Below are 16,426 nucleotides of genomic sequence, written 5' to 3'. Positions count from 1 at the left end.
GCATGGACATCACCCAACTGCTGGCCTTCTCGGTCAAGAACAAGGCCTCGGACCTGCACCTGTCGTCGGGCCTGCCGCCGATGATCCGCGTGCACGGCGATGTACGCCGCATCAACGTCGACCCGCTCGAGCACAAGCACGTGCACGACATGGTGTACGACATCATGAACGATGCGCAGCGCAAGCACTACGAGGACACGCTCGAGTGCGACTTCTCGTTCGAGATCCAGGGCCTGGCGCGCTTCCGGGTCAACGCCTTCAACCAGAACCGCGGCGCCGGCGCCGTGTTCCGGACCATCCCGAGCAAGATCCTCACGCTGGAGCAGCTCAACGCTCCCAAGGTGTTCGCCGACCTGTCGCTGCGCCCGCGCGGCCTGGTGCTGGTGACCGGCCCCACCGGCTCGGGCAAGAGCACGACGCTGGCGGGCATGGTGAACCACCTCAACGAGAACCAGTACGGCCACGTGCTGACCGTCGAGGACCCGATCGAGTTCGTGCACGAGTCCAAGAAGTGCCTGGTCAACCAGCGCGAGGTGGGCCCGCACACGCTGAGCTTCAACAACGCGCTGCGCGCCGCGCTGCGCGAGGACCCGGACGCCATCCTGGTGGGCGAAATGCGCGACCTGGAGACCATCCGCCTCGCGCTGACCGCCGCCGAAACGGGCCACCTGGTGTTCGGCACGCTGCACACCAGCAGCGCGGCCAAGACCATCGACCGTATCGTCGACGTGTTCCCCGCGGCCGAGAAGGACATGGTCCGCGCGATGCTGTCCGAGTCGCTGATCGCGGTGATCTCGCAGACCCTGTGCAAGCTCAAGGACGGCAGCGGCCGCGTGGCCGCGCACGAGATCATGATCGCCACGTCGGCGATCAAGAACCTGATCCGCGAGAACAAGGTGGCGCAGATGTACTCGGCCATCCAGACCGGCCAGAGCCTGGGCATGCAGACGCTGGACCAGTGCCTGACCGAGCTCGTGCGCCGCAACATCGTCTCTCCGGCGGAAGCCCGCGCCCGCGCGCGCTTCCCCGAAAACTTCCCCGGGTGACCCCACCATGGAACGCGACCAGGCCTCGAAATTCGTCAACGACCTGCTGCGGCTGATGGTCAGCCGCAACGGGTCGGACCTGTTCCTCACCGCCGACTTCCCGCCCGCGATCAAGGTGGACGGCAAGATCACCAAGGTGAGCCCGCAGCCGTTGACCGGCCAGCACACGATCGCGCTGGCGCGATCGGTGATGAACGACAAGCAGGCCGCCGAGTTCGAGCGCACCAAGGAGTGCAACTTCGCGATCTCGCCCACCGGCGTCGGCCGCTTCCGCTGCAACGCCTTCGTGCAGCAGGGCAACGTGGGCCTGGTGATGCGGACGATCCCGCAGCAGATCCCCACCATCGACGGCCTGGGCCTGCCGCAGGTGCTCAAGGACGTGGCGATGGGCAAGCGCGGCCTGGTCATCTTCGTGGGCGCCACCGGCTCGGGCAAGAGCACGTCGCTGGCGGCGATGGTGGACTACCGCAACCAGAACTCCTACGGCCACATCATCACGATCGAGGACCCGGTGGAGTTCGTGCATCCGCACAAGAACTGCATCGTCACGCAGCGCGAGGTCGGCATCGACACCGAGGACTGGTTCGCCGCGCTGAAGAACACGCTGCGCCAGGCGCCCGACGTGATCCTGATGGGCGAGATCCGCGACCGCGAGACGATGGAGCACGCGGTGGCGTTTGCCGAGACCGGCCACCTGTGCATGGCCACGCTGCACGCCAACAGCGCCAACCAGGCGCTGGACCGGATCATCAACTTCTTCCCCGAGGAGCGCCGCGCCCAGCTGCTGATGGACCTGTCGCTCAACCTGAAGTCGATGGTGTCGCAGCGCCTGCTGCCGCGCCAGGAAGGCAAGGGTCGCATCGCCGCGGTGGAAGTGCTGCTCAACACGCCGCTGGTGGCCGACATGATCTTCAAGGGCGAGGTCGGCGACATCAAGGAGCTGATGAAGCGCTCGCGCGAGCTCGGCATGCAGACCTTCGACCAGTCGCTGTTCGACCTGTACGAGACCAACATGGTCACCTACGAGGACGCGCTGCGAAACGCCGACTCGGTGAACGACCTGCGCCTGCAGATCAAGCTCAACAGCCAGCGCGCACGGACGCAGGATCTGGCTGCGGGGACGGAGCACCTGACGATCGTTTGACCCCCGGCCGCCGGGCGGCCGCCCCCCGAGGGGGCTGCGAAGCAGGACCGGGAAACCCGGATCCTGCTTCGGGCGCATGCGGGGCGCACATAGGGGGCCCTGGTCGGCCTTGGGCCGACCTGTCCCCTGTTCGTTGTTCGCGCGGGGGCCCTGGTCGGCCTTGGCCGATCTGTCCCCTGTTTTCTGTTTTCGTTGTTTACCAGGACTGGCGCCAGGTGGCGGACAGGAGCCAGGTGCGGCCTGGGGCGGGTTCGAAGAAGCGGGCGTTGGCGTCGCCGACGACGACGCTGCCGGCGTAGCGGCGGTCGGTGAGGTTGTCGACGCGGGCGAGCAGGTCGACGGTGCCGGGGCCGACGGGCACGCGGTGGGTGGCGCGCAGGGCGCTGACCCAGGTGCCGCGGGTGGCGTCGCTGTTGACGTCGTTGACCATCATGCCGCCCTGGCCGCGCAGTTCGGCGCCGAGTTCGGTGCGGGGCGTCGCCTGCCAGGCCAGCTCGGCGAAGGCGCTCTGGCGCACGGTGCCGGCGATGCGGTTGCCGGCGGCCACCGGCAGCGTGGGCGTGGTGCAGGGGATGCCGGCGCAGGTGAGGAAGCCGTCGGTGTAGGTGGCGTCGAGCCAGGTCAGCGCCGCCTGCGCGCGCCAGGTAGGGTTGACCTGCCAGCGGCCGGCCAGTTCCACGCCCTCGCGCCGCGTGCGGCCGACGTTGGTGAAGGTGCTGCGGCCGCCGGCGTTGGTGGCGATGCCGATCTCGTCGCGGGTGTCGGCGCGGAACACCGCGGCGTCGGCCGACACGCGGCCGTCGCGCCACTTGGCGCCCAGCTCCACCTGGCGGCTGCGCTGCGGGCGCAGGGCGTCATTGAAGCCGGCGGATCCGTCGGGGCGGTAGGCCAGCTCGGTGAGCGTCGGGGTCTCGTGGCCGCGGCCGCTGCTGACGTACAGGTTCAGCCGCGGCGACGCGCGCCATTGCAGCGCGGCCACCGGCACGGTGTAGGTGTAGTGCAGCGCGCCGGAATCGTCGCCGTTGGCGAGGTAGGCGTCGACGCTGCGCACCGACAGGCGGCCGCTGCGCACGCCGACGGTGGCGGACCAGTCGCGCGCGAGATCGGCGCGCGCCTGGGCGAACACGTCGCGGGTGGCGGCGCGGTTGGCCTCGTCGCGGCGCAGCCGCCCCTGCACGCCCAGCACGCGGGCGGCGCCGCTGCCGGTGAAGTTTTCGTAGCCGCGGCGGGCCTCGTTCTGCTCGTCCACCGCCGCGCCGGCCACCAGCTCGGCCTGCCGCCCGTCTGCCAGCGCCCAGCGCCAGACGAAGCGCAGGTCGGCGCCGAGGTAGTCGCGTCCGAAGTCAACCACGCCGCCGGGGTGGCGCGGGTTGCCCTGCGTGGCCGCCGGGATGGCGAGGAACTGCGTGACCCGCCGCGCCCCCGCATAGGCGGACAGCGCGGCCTCGGCAGGCGTCCAGGCCGAACCCGCGCCGAAGGCATGGCGCCACTGCACGCCGAGCTGGTGCTGCGCCACGGTCTTGCGCGTGTCGAAGGCCAGGGCCTCGGGCGCGGTCTGGCCCGGGTCGGCGTCGAACTGGGCCCGCGTCAGGCCGAGCGGGTCGTCGGCCGGCTGCTCGTGCCAGCTCGCATGCAGCGTCACGCGGTCGGTCTCGCCCTGCCAGCCCAGCCGGGCGTTGAACAGCCGGCGGTCGGCCGCGCTCTGCGGGCGCGGGCCGTCGGTGTGGAACCCGCTGGCCGACAGGCGCAGGTCGTAGCCGCCGCCCAGCGGCGACTCGACCGTGGCGCGCCACTGGCGCAGGCCGTCGGTGCCGAGGTCGATGCCCGCGGCCGCTTCGGGCCTGGTGGGCCGCGCGCTGACCAGCGCGATCACGCCGCCCGACGAGCTGCCGTACAGCGCCGAGAACGGCCCGCGCAGCACCTCGACGCGCTGCGCATTGGCGAGGTCGAAGTGCGCCACCTGCCCCTGGCCGTCCGGCGTGCTGGCGGGTACGCCGTCGGCATACAGCCGGATGCCGCGCACGCCGAAGGTGGCGCGCGCACCGAAGCCGCGCGAGCTGATCTGCAGGTCCTGGGCGTAGTTCTGGCGCGAGTTGACCGACAGCCCCGGCACGCGCGCCAGCGACTCCGACAGGTTGACCATCGGGCCCGCGCTGCGCAGCGTGGCCGCGTCGACCACGCTCACCGCATAGGGCGTGTCGAACGCGCGCTGCTCGCTGCCGCTGCCGACGATGACGACCTGCTGCGCGGCGTCGGCGTCCTGCGCGGCAGCCCCCGGCACGATGAGCGCGGCGGCGAGCGCCAGGGCGGAATGCGGGCTCGGGCGGTGGGTGGTCACGGGACGGGCAGCATGCCACGGCCCGCGCGCTGCGATGATCGGGGGTCCGAATCAGCCTTTCCGAACCCGATCCGATGAACGCTCCCCGCACCTACGACACCGTGTCGCCCTGCACCGTCGCCTTCCTCGGCCTGGGCGTGATGGGCCACCCGATGGCCGGCCACCTGGCGCGCGCCGGGCACCGCGTCACGGTCTACAACCGCACCGCGTCCAAGGCCCAGGCCTGGGCGGCGCAGTACGGCGGCCGTGCCGCCGCCACGCCGCGCGAGGCGGCGGCCGGCGCGCAGTTCGTGTTCGCCTGCGTCGGCAACGACGACGACCTGCGCTCGGTGGTGCTGGGCGACGACGGCGCCTTCGCCGGCATGGCCAGCGGCGCCGTGTTCGTGGACCACACCACCGCGTCGGCGGCGGTGGCGCGCGAGCTTCACGCGCAGGCCCTGGCGCGCGGCCTGGCCTTCGTCGACGCGCCGGTGTCGGGCGGCCAGGCCGGCGCGGTCAACGGCGTGCTCACGGTGATGTGCGGCGGCGACGCGGCCCCGTTCGACGCGATGAAGCCGGTGGCGTCGGCCTACGCGCGCGCGGTCACCCGCATCGGCCCGGCCGGCGCCGGCCAGCTGGCCAAGATGGTCAACCAGGTGTGCATCGCCGGTCTAGTGCAGGGCCTGGCCGAGGGCATCGCCTTCGGCCACAAGGCCGGGCTGGACATGAAGCTGGTGCTCGAGGTGATCGGCAAGGGCGCCGCCCAGAGCTGGCAGCTCGACAACCGCGGCCCGACCATGGTGGAGGACCGCTTCGACTTCGGCTTCGCGGTGGACTGGATGCGCAAGGACCTCGGGCTGGTGCTCGACGAGGCGCGCGGCAACGGCGCGCAGCTGCCCGTCACCGCGCTGGTGGACCAGTTCTATGCCGAGGTGCAGGCCATGGGCGGCCGGCGCTGGGACACGTCCAGCCTGATCCGCCGCCTGCGCTAGCGGGCGAGCCGGCGCAGGCCGGCCGCATCGGCTACTTCTTCTCGGTGCCGAGCGTGGCCAGTTCGGCCTCGGTGAGGGTCTCGAACACCTTCACCACCTTCTGCACGCCGGGCACGCCGCGCGCCAGGTCGGTGGCTCGGTTGGCCTCGCGCTCGGTGACGCGGCCCATCAGGTAGACCACCGCGCGCTCGGTCACCACCTTGATCGCACCGGCCTGCAGGTCCTTGGCGTCGATCAGGCTGGCCTTGACCTTGCTCGTGAGGATGGTGTCGTTGGAGCGCGACGTGAGCGAGCTGGCGCCCATGACGCCGAGCTCGTTGACGATGCTGCGCACGTTCTCGATGCGGCCGACGGCCTGTTCCACCGCGGCCCGGTCGGCGTCGGTCTGCACCTCGCCGGTCAGCAGCACGAGGCGGTTGTAGCTGGTGGTGTTGACGTGGCCGCGCTCGCCCACCGATTCGCGCACGCGGGTCAGCGCCTTGAGCTCGATGTTCTGGTCCTCGAGCTGCGTGCCGGCGGTGCGGCGGTCGGTGACCACCAGGGCCGTGCCCACGGCACCGCCCACCACCACGGCGGCACAGCCGCCGAGCGTGGCGGCCACGAGGAGGCCGGCACACAGGCCGGCGAGTCGGAAATTGCGTTTCATGCGGAGTCCTGTTCACCCATCAGTTGCAAGTCCACCGCGTCGGCCAGGCAGTGCAGCACCAGCGCGTGGGACTCGAAGACACGTGCGGCGCGCTCGTGCGGCACCGCGATGTGGACGTCGGTTTCGCCCATCAGTTCGATCACGCCGGTGTCCACGCCCGTGAGCGCGACCACCGTCATCTCCTTGGCCAGCGCGGCCTGCAGCGCCGCGATCAGCACCGTGCTGGCACGTCCGGCGGCCATCGCCACGAGCACGTCGCCGGGCGCGCCGATCGCATGCACCTCCTTGGCCAGCGCCTGCGTCGGCTCGCCGATGTCGGCCAGCAGCGAGGCCAGCGGCGCGTTGGTGCCGAGCGCGATCGCCGTCAGCGCGGGGCGCTTGCGCTCGAAGCGGCCGGCCCACAGCGCCGCCGCGTAGGGCGCCAGCGCCGCGGCGCTGCCCGCACCGGCCACCAGCACCTTGCCACCGCCGGTGATGCAGGCCACCAGGGCATTGGCCGCCTGCGCGATCGGACGCGACAGCGCGTCGGCGCTTTGCGTGACGAGGTCGGCGGCTTCGAAGTACTGCTGCTGGATGCGCTGTTCGAGCATGTTCACGGCATGATATGACACGCTCCGCGCGGCCGCGGTTCCGGTCGGTGTCACGATGCGTCGAACGCGCCGCGCAGCCACTGCAGCTCGGTGCCGTCGACGGCCACCACGTCGAAGCGGCACGGCGGCTCGGCGCGCAGGCGCGCCAGGAAGTGCCGCGCCGCCAGCACGAGGCTGGCCCGCTTGGCCGCGCCCACGCTGGCCGCCGCCCCGCCATGCCCGCGGTCGGCGCGCGCACGCACCTCCACGAACACCAGCGTGCCGTCGCGGTCGCGCAGGATCAGGTCGATCTCGCCGCCGCGCGCGCGCGGGCCGCGGGCCACCCGATAATTGCGCGCCACCAGCTCCAGGCCCGCGCGCCGCAGGTGCGCCAGCGCCGCGTCCTCGGCCGCGCGCCCGAGCGCCTGCCGTGCCGTCATGCCGCCCGAGGAACCCACCATCGCCGACGCCCCCGCCTCCTCCCCGGCTTCGATCATCCTGCAGGCGGCGCAGGCCGCGGCCGCCGGGCAGCAATGGCCGGCCGGCGCGCTCTACGTGGTCGCCACGCCGATCGGAAACCGCGCCGACCTCACGCTGCGCGCGGTGCAGGCGCTGGCGCTGGCCGACGCCGTGGCCTGCGAGGACACGCGGGTCAGCGGCGCGCTGCTGGCACATCTGGGGCTGTCGCGGCCGCTGATCGCGCTGCACGAGCACAACGAGCGCGAGGCCGCGGCGCAGGTGGTGGCGCGGCTGGCGCGCGGCGAGCGCGTGGCCTATGTCAGCGACGCCGGCACGCCCGCGGTGTCCGACCCCGGCGCGGCGCTGGTGGCCGCGGTGCGCGCGGCCGGGCACGCCTGCATCCCGCTGCCGGGCGCGAGCAGCGTGGTGGCCGCGCTGTCGGTGGCCGGCGACGACCGCGCCGGCGGCTTCGCCTTCGTGGGTTTCGCGCCGCCCAAGGCGGCGCAGCGGCAGGCCTGGCTCGACGCGCTGGCGGCGCGGCGCGGCGAGGCCCTGGTGATGTTCGAGACGCCGCACCGGATCGCGGCGCTGGCCGACGCGCTGGCGCGCGCGATGCCCGCGCGCACGCTCACCGTGGCGCGCGAGCTGACCAAGCAGTTCGAGACCGTCCACACTTTGGAAGCCGGCGCGCTGCCGGCCTGGCTGGCGGCCGATGCGAACCGGCTGCGCGGCGAGTTCGTGCTGGTGCTGCATGCCCTGCCCGAGGACGACGCGGCCGGCGCGCTGGACGCCGCGGCACAGCGCACGCTCGCACTGCTGCTGGCGGAGCTGCCGCTGAAGCAGGCCGTGTCGCTGGCCGCCGCGATCAGCGGCGCGCCGCGCAACCTGCTGTACGAGCAGGCGCTGGCGCTGCGCGGCGAGGCCGACCCGGGCTGATCCGGGCCGGCGCCCGCCGGGTGGGGCCGGCGCGGCGTCGATCGCGCCCGCCGGTCAGGGCTTGGCGGCGGCCGGGCGGTCCTGCGCGTCGTGCTTCTGGCGGCGGATGTCGCGGCTGGCGTGGTTCTGCGCCTTGTGCAGGCGGGCACGCTCCTTGGCGGTGACGGTGCCGTCGGCCTTGGCCTTGTCCTCGGCGGCGTTGATGGCCGCCTGCTCGCGGTTGAGCTTGCGCGCCTCGCGGCGGGTCAGCTCGCCCGAGGCAACGCCCTGGTCGATGCGCTTTTCCTGGTTGGCCTGGCGCTGGTCGATGCGCGGCGTATTGGTGCCGGGGGCCGAGGCAGCGGTCTGGGCCGAGGCGGCAAAGGCGGTCAGCGCCAGCACGGCGGCGGCGACGAGGGGCATCTTCTTCATGGGGCTCTCTCCTTGAGGGTTGATCTTCCTGCGCGAGGCGCCCCGTCACAACGGCCCCGCGGGCGGCGCAAGCGACGTCCATGCGTTGCGGGCGGGTAAAGAAGCGTGAAGGCGGCCACGGTGCCCGCGCTCCTACAATGAAACGCATGATCGCTCGCGAACCCACCCTCGAGCGCCTGGCGCTCGCCGAATCGCTGCTGCTGGCGCCCTGCGGGCTGACCGAGCGCCATCTGGCCGCGGCCCTGGCGCTGATCGCCGAGCACCGCATCGACGACGCCGACCTGTACTTCCAGAGCACCCGCCACGAAGGCTGGAGCCTGGAGGAAGGCATCGTCAAGAGCGGCAGCTTCTCCATCGACCAGGGCGTGGGCGTGCGCGCGGTGGCCGGCGAGCGCACCGCGTTCGCCTACAGCGACGACATCTCCGAGGCCGCGCTGCAGGACGCGGCGCGCACCGTGCGCACCATCGCCGCGGCGGGCCAGAGCCGCCGGGTGAAGGTGGGCACGAAGCCGCAGGTCGCGGGCAGCCGCACGCTGTACGCCGCCACCGACCCGATCGGCACGCTCGACAGCACGCAGAAGGTGGCCCTGCTGGAGAAGGTGGAACGCCTGGCCCGCGCCAAGGACCCGCGCATCGTGCAGGTGATGGCCGGCCTGGCCGCCGAGCACGACGTGGTGCTGGTGGCGCGCGCCGACGGCACGCGCGCGGCCGACGTGCGGCCGCTGGTGCGGCTGTCGGTCACCGTGATCGCCGAGCAGAACGGCCGCCGCGAGGTGGGCACCGGCGGCGGCGGCGGTCGCTTCGGCCTGGGCTACTTCCAGGACGCGGTGATCGAAGGCTACGTCGAGCAGGCCGTCAACGCGGCGCTGGTCAACCTGGAAAGCCGCCCCGCGCCGGCCGGCGAGATGACCGTGGTGCTCGGCCCGGGCTGGCCCGGCGTGCTGCTGCACGAGGCCATCGGCCACGGCCTGGAAGGCGACTTCAACCGCAAGGGCTCGAGCGCGTTCTCCGGCCGCATCGGCCAGCGCGTCGCCGCCAAGGGCGTGACCGTGCTCGACGACGGCACGCTGCCCGACCGCCGCGGCAGCCTCAACGTCGACGACGAGGGCTGCGCCACGCAGCGCACCGTGCTGATCGAGGACGGCATCCTGCGCGGCTACATCCAGGACTCGCTCAACGCCCGCCTGATGAAGGTGCGCCCCACCGGCAACGGCCGGCGCGAGAGCTACGCTCACCTGCCGATGCCGCGCATGACCAACACCTACATGCTGGCCGGCGACCGCACGCGCGACGAGATCGTGGCCAGCATCGGCCGCGGCCTGTATGCCACCAACTTCGGCGGCGGCCAGGTCGACATCACCAGCGGCAAGTTCGTGTTCTCGGCCAGCGAGGCCTTCTGGGTCGAGAACGGCAAGATCCAGTACCCGGTGAAGGGCGCCACGCTGATCGGCAGCGGCCCCGAGTCGCTGACGCGGGTGTCGATGATCGGCAACGATCTCGAGCTCGACACCGGCGTGGGCACCTGCGGCAAGGAAGGCCAGAGCGTGCCGGTGGGCGTGGGCCAGCCGACGCTGCGCATTGACGGGCTCACGGTCGGCGGCACCGCATGAGTTAGTCCCACCCCCGTTGCGCCTTCGGCGCTCCGGAAGGTCTCCCACCCCCGTTGCGCCTTCGGCGCTCCCCCTCGAGGGGGCCAAGCTGGCGGACCGGCGGAGCCGGGTCCGCGGCTTGTGCTGGGCCTGGGCCTGTGTCGGTCGGGCCTTGGGTCAGCGCAGCTTGGCTTCGCGGGCGGGGGAGCGGATCACCTTGGCCGGGGGTGCGGCGAGGGACTGCGCGGTTTCGCGGGCGGCCACGGGCGGGCAGACCCCGTTGGCGCGGCGCGACAGGGCCGTGGCGAGCAGGTTCTCGGACGGGTCGCCCAGGTCGCGGCCGAGGTCGTCGCTGGCGCTGCAGGTGGCCGAGAAGCCGTCGGCATAGTCGCCGAAGCCGGCGGCGTTGGTGCCGCTGAACTCGATCGGGAAGTACGAGATGCCGCAGTTGTCCTTGGCGGTGAAGCCGTAGGGCTTGCCGCAGGTCGTGCCGCCGATCAGCACCACGTCGACGCCGATGCCGCGCAGGCCGTTGACGATGGACTCGCTGGCCGAGCAGGTGCCCGGGCCGGCGAGCACGAACACACGGCCCAGGCCCAGCTGCGGCAGCGACTGGTTGCCCGTGGTGCCGCTGCCCGAGAAGCCGCTGGTGGTGTCGTAGAACGGCGCCGTGTTGTCGGGTTTGTTGTTGTCGGCCGTGCGCTTGTCGTTGTACTGCAGGCGCTCGAAGGTGCGCCCCGCGGTGCGCGTGCGCCCGGCCACCATGTAGCCCACCTGGCTGGCGATGTAGAGGTAGCCGCCGCCGTTGTAGCGCAGGTCCAGCACGAGGTCGGACACGCCGGCCTGCACCAGGGACTGGAAGGCCGTCACCAGCTGGCCCTCGGCCGGCCGCATGTGGTCGTGGAACGTGATGTAGCCGACCCGGCCGCTGGCGGTGTCGATGACCCGGGTGGTGGGCACGGGCGTGCGCGTGACCTGCGTGGCCGTCATCGCGACGACCCGCTCGACCTGGTTGCGGTCGCGCAGCACGAAGGTGTAGCTGCGGCCGGCCACCGGCGCGAAGAGGGCCTGGTTCAGCCGGTCGACGCCGGTGCTGGTGCTGTCGTCGGCCGAGACGCCGTCGACCGAGACCAGGGTCATGCCCCGGCCGAGGCCGGCACTGGCGGCCGGCGTGGACGGGTCGACGAAGGCCACCCGGATGTTGCGCGGGGGCGTGGGCGACCCGAGCAGCCATTCGGCGCCGAAGCCCGCCGAAACGCCCGACTGCGACAGCGCGTTCCATTCGGCGGTGGGGTAGGTGAAGCTGAACTGGTCGCGCCGCCGGCCGCTGGCCGTGAGCGCCGGCGAGCGCAGCGCGTCGAAGTAGTTGTCCAGGGCCTGCGGCACGTTGGCCCCGTTGTAGGCGGCCAGCGAGGTGTCGACCACGGGCACCTCGCGGTACCAGAGGTAGGCCTCGTCGAAGTACGACCGCACCCAGCGCCGCTCGGTGTCGAGGCTGGCGGTGCGGTTGGCGGCCGGCGCCAGCGGATTGGCCGGCGCGCACTGCTGCGCCAGGGTGCTCGACGGCGCCAGCCCGGCCGGCGGCGGCGCCACGGGGTCGTCGCCACCACCACCACCACCGCCGCAGGCGGCGGCGAGCAGGCCGCTGGCCAGCAGGGCCACCAGCGTGGAGGGTCGGACAAGGCGGGGCAAGGGCATGAGGCGCTCCTGGGGGTGTTGACCGGTGCATTCTGGGGAGCGCACGAGGCCTGCCGCGGCGCCGCTCCCCGAACCATCGCTGTGGGGAACGAAGGCCGGGGGCATGCTACATTCCCTGCCATGCTGCTGCAGCGCGCTTACTTTTTTGCCTACTTTTGGTTCTCGCCCCACCCGGCGGCTGGAGAGGCAAACGCGTAAGCGCCACACGCGAAGCAACCCAGACAAACCGCCGGAAGCCCCGGCGGTTTTTTTTTGCACCCACGACTTTCCCGAACGAAGGAGCCCGCGCATGAGCCCCAAGTCACCGACTTCCGAACAGGTGCCGTATGGCTATGCACTGTCGGAGAAGACCAGCCGCACCGACGACCAGCGGATCCGCGACGTGACGCCGCTGCCGCCGCCGGAGCACCTGATCCGCTTCTTCCCGATCGCGGGCACGCCGGTCGAGACGCTGATCGGCAGCACGCGCGAGTCGGTGCGTCGCATCCTGCACGGCGACGACGACCGCCTGCTGGTGATCATCGGCCCGTGCTCGATCCACGACCCGGCCGCGGCGATCGAGTACGCCCGGCGCCTGAAGGCCGAGCGCGAGAAGCACGCCGGCACGCTGGAAGTGGTGATGCGGGTGTACTTCGAGAAGCCGCGCACCACCGTGGGCTGGAAGGGCCTGATCAACGACCCCTACCTCGACGAGAGCTACCGCATCCACGAGGGCCTGCGCATCGCACGCCAGCTGCTGCTGGACATCAACCGCCTGGGCGTGCCGGCAGCCAGCGAGTTCCTCGACGTGATCAGCCCGCAGTACATCGGCGACCTGATCGCCTGGGGCGCGATCGGCGCGCGCACCACCGAAAGCCAGGTGCACCGCGAGCTGGCCTCGGGCCTGTCGGCGCCGGTGGGCTTCAAGAACGGCACCGACGGCAACCTCAAGATCGCCATCGACGCGATCCAGGCCGCGGGCAAGCCGCACCACTTCCTGTCGGTGCACAAGAACGGCCAGGTGGCCATCGTGGAGACGCGCGGCAACCGCGACTGCCACGTCATCCTGCGCGGCGGCCGGCAGCCCAACTACGACGCCGCCAGCGTGGCCGCGGCGTGCAAGGAGATCGAGGCCGCCAAGCTGCCGTGCCGCCTGATGGTGGACACCAGCCATGCCAACAGCGCCAAGCAGTACGAGCGCCAGGTGGACGTGGCACGCGACATCGCGGCGCAGATGGCCGACGGCAACCGCTGCATCTTCGGCGTGATGGTGGAAAGCCACCTCGAGGCCGGCGCGCAGAAGTTCTCCCCCGGCAAGGACGACCCGGCGAAGCTGGCCTACGGCCAGAGCATCACCGACGCCTGCCTGGGCTGGGACGACTCGCTGAAGGTGCTCGATGTGCTGAGCGACGCGGTGCGGCGCCGGCGCGCGCGCTGATCGCGGGCCCCCTCCGCCCGCTTCGGGCGGCCAGGGCGAACGTCAGCCGCCCTCGGGCCCCTGCTGGGCCAGGCGCTGGCTCTTCCAGTAGACGTCGTCGCCGCCCAGGCCGTCGAGGTTGGCGCGGTTGAGCACGCGCGCCAGCACGAACAGCAGGTCCGACAGGCGGTTGAGGTACTGGCGCGGCTCGGCGCGCACCGCCTCGGCCGCCGCCAGCGCCACCACGGCGCGCTCGGCACGCCGGGCGATGGTGCGGCTCACGTGCGCCAGCGCCGCGCTGCGCGTGCCCGCGGGCAGGATGAACTCCGCCAGCCGCGGCAGCGTGGCGTTGTAGTGTTCGAGCGCCTCGTCCAGCCGCGCCACGGCCTCGGCCTTGAGCAGCTCGAAGCCGGGGATCGACAGCTCGCCGCCCAGGTTGAACAGCTCGTGCTGGATCACCACCAGCAGCTCGCGCACGTCGTCGGGCAGCGGCTCGGCCAGCAGCACGCCGAGGCTGGAATTCAGCTCGTCGACGTCGCCCATGGCGTGCACGCGCAGCGCGTCCTTGCGCGTGCGCGTGCCGTCGCCCAGGCCGGTGCTGCCGTCGTCGCCGGTGCGGGTGCTGATCTGGGTAAGCCGGTTCGCCACGAGGCCATGCTAGCAGCAGGCCCGCGGGGCCACTACCATCGACGCCTGCCCGGGAGCCGCCATGAACGCACCGCACGACCTCCATCCCCGCATCGAGCGCCGCGCCGTGCCGCCGGCCATGCTGGACGCATTGCGCGCACGCTTCGGCGAGCGCTGCTCCACGTCGGCCGCGGTGCGCGAGCAGCACGGCCGCGGCGAGTCGGTGTACGACGCAGCGCCGCCCGAGGCGGTGGTGTTCTGCGAGACCACCGACGAGGTGGCCTTCGTGGTGAAGCAGGCGGCGGCGCACGGCGTGCCGGTGATCCCCTTCGGCGTGGGCTCGTCGCTCGAAGGCCACCTGCTCGCGGTGCAGGGCGGCGTCAGCATCGACCTGTCGCGCATGAACCGCGTGCTGCGCGTCAACGCCGAAGACCTCACCGCCACGGTGGAAGCCGGCGTCACCCGCGAGCAGCTCAACCGCGAGATCCGCGACAGCGGCCTGTTCTTCCCGATCGACCCCGGCGCCAACGCCACGCTCGGCGGCATGGCCGCCACGCGCGCGTCGGGCACGAACGCGGTGCGCTACGGCACGATGAAGGAGAACGTGCTGGCGCTGTCGGTCGTCACCGCCGACGGCACGGTGATGCGCACCGGCACGCGGGCCAAGAAGTCCTCCGCCGGCTACGACCTGACGCGGCTGTTCGTCGGCAGCGAGGGCACGCTGGGCGTGATGACCGAGATCACGCTGCGGCTGTATCCGCTGCCCGAGGCGGTGAGCGCGGCGGTGTGCTTCTTCCCGAGCATCGACGCCGCGGTGCGCACCACGATCGAGACGATCCAGATGGGCGTGCCGATCGCGCGCTGCGAGCTGCTCGACGCCAACGCGATCCGTGCCGTCAACCGGCACTCGCAGCTCGGCCTGCGCGAGGCGCCGATGCTGCTGATGGAATTCCACGGCAGCGAGGCCGGCGTGGCCGAGCAGTCGGACACGGTGCAGGAGATCGCGCGCGGCCATGGCGGCGCCGACTTCGAGTGGGCGCGCACGCCCGAGGAGCGCACGCGGCTGTGGAAGGCGCGCCACGAGGCCTACTTCGCCGCGCTGCAGATGCGACCGGGCTGCCGCTGCCAGAGCACCGACACCTGCGTGCCGATCTCGCGCCTGGCCGAGAGCATCAACGAGTCGATCGCCGAGGCCGAGGCCTCGGGCGTCCCGTACTGGATCGTCGGCCATGTCGGCGACGGCAACTTCCACCTGTCCTACCTGATGGACCCGGACGACGCCGAGGAATGCGCCAAGGTCGAGGACCTGAACGTGAAGATGGTGCAGCGCGCGCTGCGGCTGGAAGGCACCTGCACCGGCGAGCACGGCATCGGCCTGCACAAGATGCCCTACCTGCTCGACGAGGCCGGGCCGGCGGCGGTGGATGCCATGCGCCAGATCAAGCGCGCGCTCGATCCGGGGAACATCATGAACCCGGGCAAGATCTTCGCGGCCTGAGCCCGGGCGGCGCCGGCTGCGCCGATGGCATCATCGGCGGCCTCCAAGCGTGCAAGGGAGCGCACATGAACCTCTTCGACCGGAATCTCCTTCGCGGTGCCAGCCTCGTCGGCGCTGCGCTGCTGGCCGCCGCCTGCGGCGGTGGCGGTGGCGACAGCGGCTCGTCGGCCGTGGCGGTGCCCACCACCACCCGCAGCGGCACGGCGTCGGCTTCGTCCGACCTGACCCAGGCCAATGCCGGCGCCTTCGTCGGCGTGCTGGCCCGCACCGTGATGGGCGCGGCCGACGGCAGCGTGCCAGTGCTGGCGTCGCAGCGCGAGTCCCCGATGGCAAGGGTGTCCGGCACCACCGAGGGTGCGCTGCGGCAAGCCGTGCGCAGTGCGGCGCGCCTGGCGGCCGGCACGGGACGCGAGTCGGCGCAGGCCATCACGGTGGAGACGCTGGCCTGCGGCGTGAGCGGCAGCTTCGTGGCCACGGTCAACGACGCCGACGACAACCAGCGCCTGTCGCGCGGCGACAGTGCCAGCTTCGTGTTCACCAACTGCACCTTCGACGCCCTCACGCCGGCCATCAACGGCACCCTGAGCTTCGTCGTCAACGCGGTGGAGCTGGACTCGCAGCAGGAACCCACGGCGCTGGACGCCACGATCACGCTGAGCGGCTTCGCCGAGGCCGGATTCGGCACGCTGTCCGGCAGCTTCCGCATCTGGTATCGCGAGGAATCGGCCACCAGCACGCGCCAGCGCATCAGCTACATCGACGCCGTCGTGAACGAGCAGGGCCAGGCGCTGGTCTACAACTTCGACGTCTACGGCGTGCTGGGCACCACCGGCGCCAGCTTCGACCTCAACGGCGCCGTCACCGTGGCGGGCACCACCTACGCCATGGTCACCAGCACCGTGTTCAGCCAGACCGGCAACACGATGCCGGGCAGCGGCGCGGTGGAACTGCGCGACGCGGCAGGCGACCGGGTGATCGTGCGCGCGCGCAGCGGCACCACGTTCGACCTGGAGTTCCAGGCGGCCGGGGCCGCCACGCCGACCGTGCTGCAGGCCGGCCTGCTGTGGTCGAGCTACCGGCTGGGCGCCAACAACTGAA

General features: G+C 72.1%; 15 protein-coding genes. 8 read left to right on the top strand and 7 right to left on the bottom strand.

Annotated features, from left to right (window positions below; all coding sequences use genetic code 11):
• Positions 1-2 precede the first annotated feature (2 nt).
• On the top strand, positions 3-1,046 hold the full coding sequence (locus AC2EAQ_RS10010; protein WP_484642896.1) for a type IV pilus twitching motility protein PilT: 1,044 nt from the start codon (positions 3-5) through the stop codon (positions 1,044-1,046).
• Between the two features lie 7 nt (positions 1,047-1,053).
• On the top strand, positions 1,054-2,190 hold the full coding sequence (locus tag AC2EAQ_RS10005; protein ID WP_484642894.1) for a PilT/PilU family type 4a pilus ATPase: 1,137 nt from the start codon (positions 1,054-1,056) through the stop codon (positions 2,188-2,190).
• A 196-nt stretch (positions 2,191-2,386) separates the two neighbouring features.
• On the opposite strand, the gene AC2EAQ_RS10000 is transcribed toward AC2EAQ_RS10005, so the two are convergent.
• The gene (locus AC2EAQ_RS10000) at positions 2,387-4,528 is read right to left on the bottom strand and encodes a TonB-dependent receptor family protein (RefSeq protein ID WP_484642892.1); all 2,142 of its coding nucleotides are present in this window, start codon (positions 4,526-4,528) and stop codon (positions 2,387-2,389) included.
• A gap of 74 nt (positions 4,529-4,602) precedes the next feature.
• Here AC2EAQ_RS10000 and AC2EAQ_RS09995 point away from each other — a divergent pair, with 74 nt between their 5' ends.
• Positions 4,603-5,499 carry an NAD(P)-dependent oxidoreductase gene (locus tag AC2EAQ_RS09995; protein WP_484642890.1) on the top strand — a complete coding sequence of 299 codons (897 nt, stop codon included), beginning with the start codon at positions 4,603-4,605 and terminating at the stop codon, positions 5,497-5,499.
• Between the two features lie 31 nt (positions 5,500-5,530).
• On the opposite strand, the gene AC2EAQ_RS09990 is transcribed toward AC2EAQ_RS09995, so the two are convergent.
• From AC2EAQ_RS09990 to AC2EAQ_RS09980, 3 genes are read right to left on the bottom strand one after another with little or no spacing between them, the layout of a single operon-like run.
• Entirely contained in the window at positions 5,531-6,145 is a 615-nt protein-coding gene (locus tag AC2EAQ_RS09990; RefSeq protein WP_484642888.1) for a BON domain-containing protein, read from the bottom strand.
• Positions 6,142-6,735 (bottom strand): SIS domain-containing protein, encoded by a 594-nt coding sequence (locus AC2EAQ_RS09985; protein WP_484643874.1) that lies wholly within the window; start codon positions 6,733-6,735, stop codon positions 6,142-6,144. The genes AC2EAQ_RS09990 and AC2EAQ_RS09985 overlap by 4 nt, the downstream gene beginning before the upstream one ends.
• A 50-nt stretch (positions 6,736-6,785) precedes the next feature.
• Positions 6,786-7,175 (bottom strand): YraN family protein, encoded by a 390-nt coding sequence (locus AC2EAQ_RS09980; RefSeq protein ID WP_484642886.1) that lies wholly within the window; start codon positions 7,173-7,175, stop codon positions 6,786-6,788.
• Here AC2EAQ_RS09980 and rsmI point away from each other — a divergent pair.
• The gene (gene rsmI, locus AC2EAQ_RS09975; RefSeq protein WP_484642884.1) at positions 7,153-8,109 is read left to right on the top strand and encodes a 16S rRNA (cytidine(1402)-2'-O)-methyltransferase; all 957 of its coding nucleotides are present in this window, start codon (positions 7,153-7,155) and stop codon (positions 8,107-8,109) included. The two genes, AC2EAQ_RS09980 and rsmI, sit on opposite strands and share 23 nt — an antisense overlap.
• A 54-nt stretch (positions 8,110-8,163) precedes the next feature.
• Here the strand turns inward: rsmI and AC2EAQ_RS09970 are convergent, their stop codons facing one another.
• Positions 8,164-8,520: a hypothetical protein gene (locus tag AC2EAQ_RS09970; RefSeq protein WP_484642882.1), complete on the bottom strand. Its 357-nt coding sequence runs from the start codon at positions 8,518-8,520 to the stop codon at positions 8,164-8,166.
• 146 nt (positions 8,521-8,666) lie between these two features.
• Here AC2EAQ_RS09970 and tldD point away from each other — a divergent pair, with 146 nt between their 5' ends.
• Positions 8,667-10,130, top strand: coding sequence for a metalloprotease TldD (gene tldD, locus AC2EAQ_RS09965; protein ID WP_484642881.1), 1,464 nt, complete (start codon positions 8,667-8,669; stop codon positions 10,128-10,130).
• A 156-nt stretch (positions 10,131-10,286) separates the two neighbouring features.
• On the opposite strand, the gene AC2EAQ_RS09960 is transcribed toward tldD, so the two are convergent.
• Positions 10,287-11,807, bottom strand: coding sequence for a S41 family peptidase (locus tag AC2EAQ_RS09960; RefSeq protein ID WP_484642879.1), 1,521 nt, complete (start codon positions 11,805-11,807; stop codon positions 10,287-10,289).
• Positions 11,808-12,096: 289 nt separating this feature from the next.
• Here AC2EAQ_RS09960 and AC2EAQ_RS09955 point away from each other — a divergent pair, with 289 nt between their 5' ends.
• Positions 12,097-13,224, top strand: a complete 1,128-nt coding sequence (locus AC2EAQ_RS09955) for a 3-deoxy-7-phosphoheptulonate synthase (RefSeq protein WP_484642877.1) — start codon at positions 12,097-12,099, stop codon at positions 13,222-13,224.
• A 42-nt stretch (positions 13,225-13,266) separates the two neighbouring features.
• On the opposite strand, the gene AC2EAQ_RS09950 is transcribed toward AC2EAQ_RS09955, so the two are convergent.
• Positions 13,267-13,851 (bottom strand): cob(I)yrinic acid a,c-diamide adenosyltransferase, encoded by a 585-nt coding sequence (locus AC2EAQ_RS09950; protein WP_484642875.1) that lies wholly within the window; start codon positions 13,849-13,851, stop codon positions 13,267-13,269.
• Between the two features lie 61 nt (positions 13,852-13,912).
• On the opposite strand from AC2EAQ_RS09950, the gene AC2EAQ_RS09945 reads away from it, so the two are divergent.
• Positions 13,913-15,328, top strand: a complete 1,416-nt coding sequence (locus AC2EAQ_RS09945; protein WP_484642873.1) for an FAD-binding oxidoreductase — start codon at positions 13,913-13,915, stop codon at positions 15,326-15,328.
• A gap of 65 nt (positions 15,329-15,393) precedes the next feature.
• Complete coding sequence (locus tag AC2EAQ_RS09940) at positions 15,394-16,425, top strand: hypothetical protein (RefSeq protein ID WP_484642869.1); 1,032 nt, start codon at positions 15,394-15,396, stop codon at positions 16,423-16,425.
• Position 16,426: the final 1 nt, after the last annotated feature.

The sequence above is a fragment of the Aquabacterium sp. T101 genome (assembly GCF_057219775.1).
Note: the sequence above shows the minus strand (reverse complement) of the source record. Positions and strands in the feature narration are given on the sequence as shown.

Coding starts and splice junctions, on each gene's coding strand:
- AC2EAQ_RS09955 (WP_484642877.1), top strand. CDS start 12,097: ATGAGCCCCAAGTCACCGACTTCCGAACAGGTGCCGTATGGCTATGCA.
- AC2EAQ_RS10005 (WP_484642894.1), top strand. CDS start 1,054: ATGGAACGCGACCAGGCCTCGAAATTCGTCAACGACCTGCTGCGGCTG.
- AC2EAQ_RS09970 (WP_484642882.1), bottom strand. CDS start 8,520: ATGAAGAAGATGCCCCTCGTCGCCGCCGCCGTGCTGGCGCTGACCGCC.
- rsmI (WP_484642884.1), top strand. CDS start 7,153: ATGCCGCCCGAGGAACCCACCATCGCCGACGCCCCCGCCTCCTCCCCG.
- AC2EAQ_RS09995 (WP_484642890.1), top strand. CDS start 4,603: ATGAACGCTCCCCGCACCTACGACACCGTGTCGCCCTGCACCGTCGCC.
- AC2EAQ_RS10010 (WP_484642896.1), top strand. CDS start 3: ATGGACATCACCCAACTGCTGGCCTTCTCGGTCAAGAACAAGGCCTCG.
- AC2EAQ_RS09945 (WP_484642873.1), top strand. CDS start 13,913: ATGAACGCACCGCACGACCTCCATCCCCGCATCGAGCGCCGCGCCGTG.
- AC2EAQ_RS09985 (WP_484643874.1), bottom strand. CDS start 6,735: ATGCTCGAACAGCGCATCCAGCAGCAGTACTTCGAAGCCGCCGACCTC.
- AC2EAQ_RS09960 (WP_484642879.1), bottom strand. CDS start 11,807: ATGCCCTTGCCCCGCCTTGTCCGACCCTCCACGCTGGTGGCCCTGCTG.
- AC2EAQ_RS09980 (WP_484642886.1), bottom strand. CDS start 7,175: ATGGTGGGTTCCTCGGGCGGCATGACGGCACGGCAGGCGCTCGGGCGC.
- tldD (WP_484642881.1), top strand. CDS start 8,667: ATGATCGCTCGCGAACCCACCCTCGAGCGCCTGGCGCTCGCCGAATCG.
- AC2EAQ_RS09990 (WP_484642888.1), bottom strand. CDS start 6,145: ATGAAACGCAATTTCCGACTCGCCGGCCTGTGTGCCGGCCTCCTCGTG.
- AC2EAQ_RS09940 (WP_484642869.1), top strand. CDS start 15,394: ATGAACCTCTTCGACCGGAATCTCCTTCGCGGTGCCAGCCTCGTCGGC.